This window comes from Mariniradius sediminis, assembly GCF_021491425.1.
Taxonomy (GTDB): Bacteria; Bacteroidota; Bacteroidia; order Cytophagales; family Cyclobacteriaceae; genus Mariniradius; species Mariniradius saccharolyticus.
Map to the genome: position 1 here is coordinate 185,536 of NZ_JAKEVZ010000011.1, position 6,143 is coordinate 191,678.

Annotated in this window: 4 protein-coding genes; 2 read left to right on the top strand and 2 right to left on the bottom strand. The window is 43.5% G+C overall.

Features of this window, described 5'->3' with window-relative positions; translation table 11 throughout:
• Window positions 1-37: 37 nt before the first annotated feature.
• Entirely contained in the window at window positions 38-1,744 is a 1,707-nt protein-coding gene (locus L0U89_RS14990; RefSeq protein ID WP_234862262.1) for a GMC oxidoreductase, read from the top strand.
• 3 nt (window positions 1,745-1,747) lie between these two features.
• The gene (locus tag L0U89_RS14995) at window positions 1,748-2,341 is read left to right on the top strand and encodes a gluconate 2-dehydrogenase subunit 3 family protein (protein WP_234862263.1); all 594 of its coding nucleotides are present in this window, start codon (window positions 1,748-1,750) and stop codon (window positions 2,339-2,341) included.
• 174 nt (window positions 2,342-2,515) lie between these two features.
• Here the strand turns inward: L0U89_RS14995 and L0U89_RS15000 are convergent, their stop codons facing one another.
• Together L0U89_RS15000 and L0U89_RS15005 are read right to left on the bottom strand one after the other, a co-directional pair.
• The gene (locus L0U89_RS15000) at window positions 2,516-2,938 is read right to left on the bottom strand and encodes a hypothetical protein (RefSeq protein WP_234862264.1); all 423 of its coding nucleotides are present in this window, start codon (window positions 2,936-2,938) and stop codon (window positions 2,516-2,518) included.
• 485 nt (window positions 2,939-3,423) lie between these two features.
• The gene (locus L0U89_RS15005) at window positions 3,424-5,847 is read right to left on the bottom strand and encodes a hypothetical protein (protein WP_234862265.1); all 2,424 of its coding nucleotides are present in this window, start codon (window positions 5,845-5,847) and stop codon (window positions 3,424-3,426) included.
• Window positions 5,848-6,143 lie beyond the last annotated feature (296 nt).

Here is a 6,143-nt window from a genome sequence, read left to right on the forward strand (position 1 = left end):
AAATCCCTATCTTTTAGCTCTCAAAATAACCTATTGAATGGCCAATTTTAACATCGACGCAAAACAAGACACGACCTATGACGCGATCGTCATCGGGTCGGGTATCAGTGGTGGCTGGGCCGCCAAGGAACTCTGCGAAAAAGGACTGAAAACCCTCGTTCTAGAGCGCGGCAGACTCGTGGAACATGTCAAGGATTATCCCACCATGACTTTGGATCCTTGGGATACTGAACTCAGGGGAGGTTTGACTCCCGAACAAAAAGCCCGGCATCCCCAAGGAGGCAGGGTTGGGTTTATCGGAGAAATGAACGAACACTTCCACGCCAACGATGTGGAAAATCCCTACACCGAAGTCAAGCCTTTTCTGTGGGTTCGGGCACACCAAATGGGCGGGCGCTCGCTACTTTGGGGCAAACAGACCTACCGCTGGTCTGATTTGGATTTCGAAGCAAACGCGAAAGACGGCCACGGGGTGGATTGGCCGATCCGCTACAAGGATTTGGCTCCGTGGTACACCTATGTGGAGAAATTTGCAGGAATCAGCGGTGAAGCCTTGGGATTGCCGCAATTACCAGACAGCCATTTTTTGCCTCCAATGGAATTGAACTGTGTGGAAAAGCACGTCAAGAGTCGGATCGAGAAGGATTTCCCCGGACGCAACATGATCATCGGCCGTGTGGCCCACCTGACCGAGCCAATCAATGGGCGTGGCAAATGCCAATTCCGCAATCGATGCGATCGGGGTTGTCCTTATGGTGCTTATTTCAGCAGCAACGCAGTGACGCTACCTGCTGCAAACGCGACCGGAAACTTAACGATTCGCCCATTTTCCATCGTCCAATCGATCGTGTACGATGAACAAACAGGCAAAGCCTCAGGCGTCCGCATCATCGATGCAGAGACCAACGCCGATATCGTCTATAATGCCAAGATCATTTTCGTGAATGCCTCTACCTTGAGTACCACCCAAATTCTCCTCAATTCCACTTCCAATAGATTTCCGAATGGTCTCGGTAATGATTCCGGGGAACTCGGACACAACCTGATGGACCATACTTATCGGGTAGGTGCCATGGGCAAAGTGGAAGGTTTTGAGGACCAATATTACAAAGGCAGACGGCCCAACGGCATCTACATTCCGCGCTATGTCAACCTGCAGGGAGGCCCGCAATCCGACAAGTTCGTCAGGGGATTTGGATACCAGGGGGGCGGTGGTCGCAGCAACTGGGGTGCAGGTGCCAACGAACCGGATTTTGGCGCAGATTTCAAAGACCGCATGATGAAGCCCGGGCCTTGGGAGTTTTTCATTACCGGTTTCGCAGAGTGCCTTCCCTACCATGAAAACAAAGTTTACCTCAACAAGGACGTTTTGGACAAATGGGGTCAGCCGACCTTGTCGATAGATGCCGAGTGGGGTGCCAACGAACTCGCCCTCAATGAGCAAATCCGCATCGATGCCAAGGAAATGCTCGAACGCGCAGGATTGAAGGATGTGATCGACTTTGACAACAAACATGAAATGGGCTACGGTATCCATGAAATGGGTACAGCCCGCATGGGTCGCGATCCCAAGACATCCGTCCTCAATGGATTCAACCAAGTACATGCCTGCAAAAACGTCTTTGTCACCGACGGCGCCTGCATGACCTCGTCCTCCTGTGTCAACCCATCCCTGACCTATATGGCTTTGACAGCTAGGGCTGCCGACCATGCCGTTTCCGAACTCAAAAAAATGAACCTCTAAGCCATGAACAGAAGAGACGCAATTCGAAAAACAGCCTTGATGGCCGGGACGGCTGCCGGGGTTCCAAGCTTTTTGTCACTCCTGCAGGCCTGTTCCAAGCAGGAACGGCTGACTTGGGTGCCCGAGTTTTTGTCCGAAGACCAGGCAAGGTTTATCTCCGCTTTTGTCGACACCATTTTGCCCAAGACCGATACGCCCGGAGCTTTGGATGTAAAGGCGGACGTTTTCATCGATTTGGTGTATGCCCGTACCTATGACCAAAAAGCCCAAGAAAATGTAGTCGCCGAAATCGAAAAGTTCAATGCGACAGCCAAGGAGAAATTTGGGAAAGTGTTCGCAGAGCTGAGTTTGGAAGACAAGACAGCTTTTCTCAAAGAGCAAGAAGCCAATTCCCCGAAATTCAATCCCCGGGTTTGGGGTACGGCGGTTGGCAAACAGGAGCCTGTTGGATTTTACCGTGGGCTAAAGTCGATGACACTTTGGGCCTATTTCAGCTCCGAGGAAATCGGCAAAAACGTCCTCAGCTACGACCCGATACCGGGAGAGTACAAAGGTTGTATTCCGCTGTCTGATGTGGGTAACAGTTGGAGTTTGTAGATATAACAATGAAACCGGGCTTAGCAATAGACCCGGTTTTTTTGTCTTATCTCGCTCCACGAATTCCGAAGGCTTTCCGGGCAGGAATCGTGAGACCGGCCGTCCGCAGGCGGCGCACCTCGCTAACCTTTACGGTTGGCGAGGCGGTCTACTCGACTAGCTGGTCGTTGCTTATTATTTTGTTTCTTTTATTTTCCATTTTTTCAGTCCTCCTACTAAATACAAAAGCCCAACGAAAACCGCTATGAGTGAGTAGGTGTTTTCTAATAATGGACTTGCTTTTTGCCATCCTATGTCAAAAATAAGTTCACCGATTCCACGCAAAAAATAAATCCCTCCAATGCAAAACACCATTGGTTTTAACAATGGCAGTTTTTTAAACTTGTTATCAGCCGAGAGCCCATATAAACCCATTATAAAAAATATAATTCCTACTACTACCGTGATAAAATACGGATACAGAGGATGTATGTCTTGTTTAGCAAGAGCCATTCCCTCTGCTATACCAACAAGTTCAAACATTTTTTCAGCCCAAATCAATCCAACAATATGTAAGATTGCAAATAGAATATTCAGGTATCCGCCAAGTTTAAGCATAAGGCAAATTAATTGATTCTCAAGTAAACAAGACCATCAATAGGCAATATCCATTGTCCTAGTTTCAAATAATTATTGGGAAACTGATTTGAAATTGTAATTGCCGGGTTCATATCTCTGTTTTATTGTCTCTTTACAACGCCCGCCAACGTTTCGGGCTTTGCTTTCGGGCTTGTCTACAACCTCAAGACCTGCTTGCAGTCAGACAGAAATACCAGGTCTTTGAACGGCGGTCAGCGAAAAGGCCGGCAATGGCAATGAAAAAGGCCCTCAGGGGCCTAAAATTTGCTTTTCTGGAGCTGTTTTGGGCCGATATCATCGCTATACCTGCTCCTAGCCCCGCCTGACCGAAAAACGATCCCGTTTTCGCCAGCCAATCAAAAATCCCAAAAATCTACCACTTCCTTTAAAAAACTTCTATTTCCTTGATTCAAGGGGAGGTTGTGCAACGGTTACGGCTGTTAGCACCAGTTGTTCTTTTCTCGTCATAGTTTTAAAAATTCGTATTCGTAAATTTTCGGTGCGATTTTGTCCGCAAGTAAATTTAGTTTTTGTCGCAAGTCGCCAATTAGTTCTGTGTATTTGTCGTCTGTGCTTTTTGCGTTCATACGTCCTTTGTCGTTACGCCCTTGAAAGTGTAATTTAATGTCGTATAAAGCTGCATTTATGTTAATGTCTTTTTGTTGGTGGTAGTATTTCCAAAGTTCACGACCTGCCTTAAAAACTTCCTTTGCTTCTTCTGAAAATTCTAATGGTTTGTTGTCAGTGTTGATAGTTTCTTCTGTAAACAACTGTCCTTCGTTTTTTTGTTCTGGTTTGATTTTGCCTTTTATGAAGTCAGTCATAAAATTACTTTCAAACTTTTCTTTGGCGTTTACTTCGTTTTCTGTGAAGGGTATCCAATGATTTACACCAAACTTTGTCTGAATGTTGTTGCTGAAAAGTGTAAAAGTCAAACAGTCGTTTTGAAATTCCTTGTCTGCTTTCCAATTGTTGTTAGGATTTAAAAATTGGTCCCGGTCGTTAAGCCAGTTTGCTTCAATTGCTTTACGAACTGAAAAATAGATTGAAACAGGAATTAAATTGTCCTTGTTAATCCAAATTCCACGAGGATTTGGTAATTGTTCTTTTGTGTTCAGAACATAAACAATGTTGTTGTGTTGAAAATCATTTCCGTTTATTCCGTCCATAAAGCCAATGTTGTTTTCTTTCGTGGCTTTGTAAATGGAAATAAATTTATTGATGTATTGATTTTTATTTAGTGAGTAAATTCCTTTTGTGCCAATGAAGTTGGCGTTTTTGTCGTAAATGTCTGCGACTACATTTTCAAAAACTTCTTTTTTGTTTGTATTCCAAATTTTGAAGCCAATAGGGAACTGTCCTTTTACATTATCAAAAGTGTCGGCTGGGGCTAAAAAAATTTTTTCAAGCTTCGCTTGAAAGTGTTCTTTCAAGCTGAGGAAAGCCGACCCTTGCAGAATTTTCAAAGTTGAAAATTCTGCAAGGGTTACTCCATTAAGTTCTGAATAAATACGAATAAGGAATTGGGCAAATAATTCTCTGCCTGCTGTTCCTAAAATAGAACCATATTTAGTATGTGTCTTTGTTTGGTTTACACCAACCTTACCTTTCTCGGCTTTACTTGAAACTTCCGCATAAGGTGGATTGATGTAAATAATTAGTTTTTTTCTTTTCTGTTCGTCATTGATAATGTCTTGCAATCCCTGCGGAAGTTTGGAAAAATCGTCATTTAAAAAGTCGAATTGGAAAACGTGATTTTCTAAAAGGTTTGCTCCGTGATTGATACGGTCGTGCATTACCTTTACGTCTGCTTGGTCTAAGGTGCTTGCCCAAATGTTGTATTTGTTGGTCAAACCCGCAAGAAGATTTCCTGTGCCAGCGGCACAGTCCCAAATAAAATATTCTTCTTGCCAGTTTTCTCCCAACAAGTCGCACAAATATTTTTGGGAAAGTTCAACCCATTGTCTTGGTGTAAAAAATGCTCCTTTGCGTTCTCTGATGTCTTGCGGAACAAGTAAATCTCTACGTTCAATAATGTAGTTTTGAAACTCTTTTATTGGCGGTCGTTTGTAACGTTTCCAAAATTGCTGATACGTTTCTTTGTTGCGAATATTGATAGTTGCATCAAACATTTGCTTGATGTTTTCTTTCGCAATTTTATATCCTTGATTTTGAAAAATTACAAATAGGTTATCTCTGATTGAAGCGTCATCTTCAATTTTGCTTGTGTCACGGTCATCAACAAACAAGTCGGCTAAATAAAAGTCGCTGTCTAAAATGTTGGCTTTTTTCAGGTCGTCCCAACCAACGTCAATTATTGGTTTTACAATTTCAAGCCAACGCAAGTAAATCGGAATGAAATTGTTTTTGTCAATTTTTATTTTGCTTGTTTCTGTTGCTTTGGCAATGTTATTAGCAACAAAATGTTTTAATTCTTTCTCATCCTTCTCGTAGTCGTAAACGTAGCTGTTCTGTTTGAGATTGGTTTCAACTCTTTCCTTGATTAGCTTAAATTCTTTTGTGTCGTGGTTGCTTGGTGTTACGTTCCAATTAAAGTCGTTTAGATAAAATATGTCTTGAACGCTGATGTAAGGAACAAAGGCAATTTTTTTAAAGTCAAAAGCTCCCAAAAATGCAGGTGGCAAAGTCTTGTCAAAAGTTCTTGCTTTGCCAATTGTCAAAATGAGTTGAACGAACATTGTCGGAATGTCAAAGTTGCCCGTTTTGGCTTCTGCCCAAAGTAGCGGTGTCCGCCCGAAAATGTCGGCTTGTTTAGGGAAAACTGAAAAGTCAATATTTCCTATTATCTCTGTCGTGTCGAATGATTTGAACCAGTCCGCACCGACTTTATTTTTTAGTTCTTCTTCTCTTATGTTTTTATACTTCATTTATCGTCTTTGTTCGTCTGTTACGGTGTCGTCCTACAATTGGTGCTAACGGTTCTCAGCTATACGCAGGCAGGGATTTTAACCACTGAACTTCCTACGAAGAACTGAACTTCAAATATAGCACTTTTCTGTCCTACGAAGCACGAACCCCCTGCTTGCGTATAGGTGATGTGTGTGCCTTGAATGGTGAATATAGGTCAAAAAGTTGGCCGTTCCAACGGGTGAAAGTCCCTAGGCGCGGGGGTAACGTCCCGAAGCCAAGCAAGTGGCAAGCTGGTTTGCCGTGAGGCATGCAG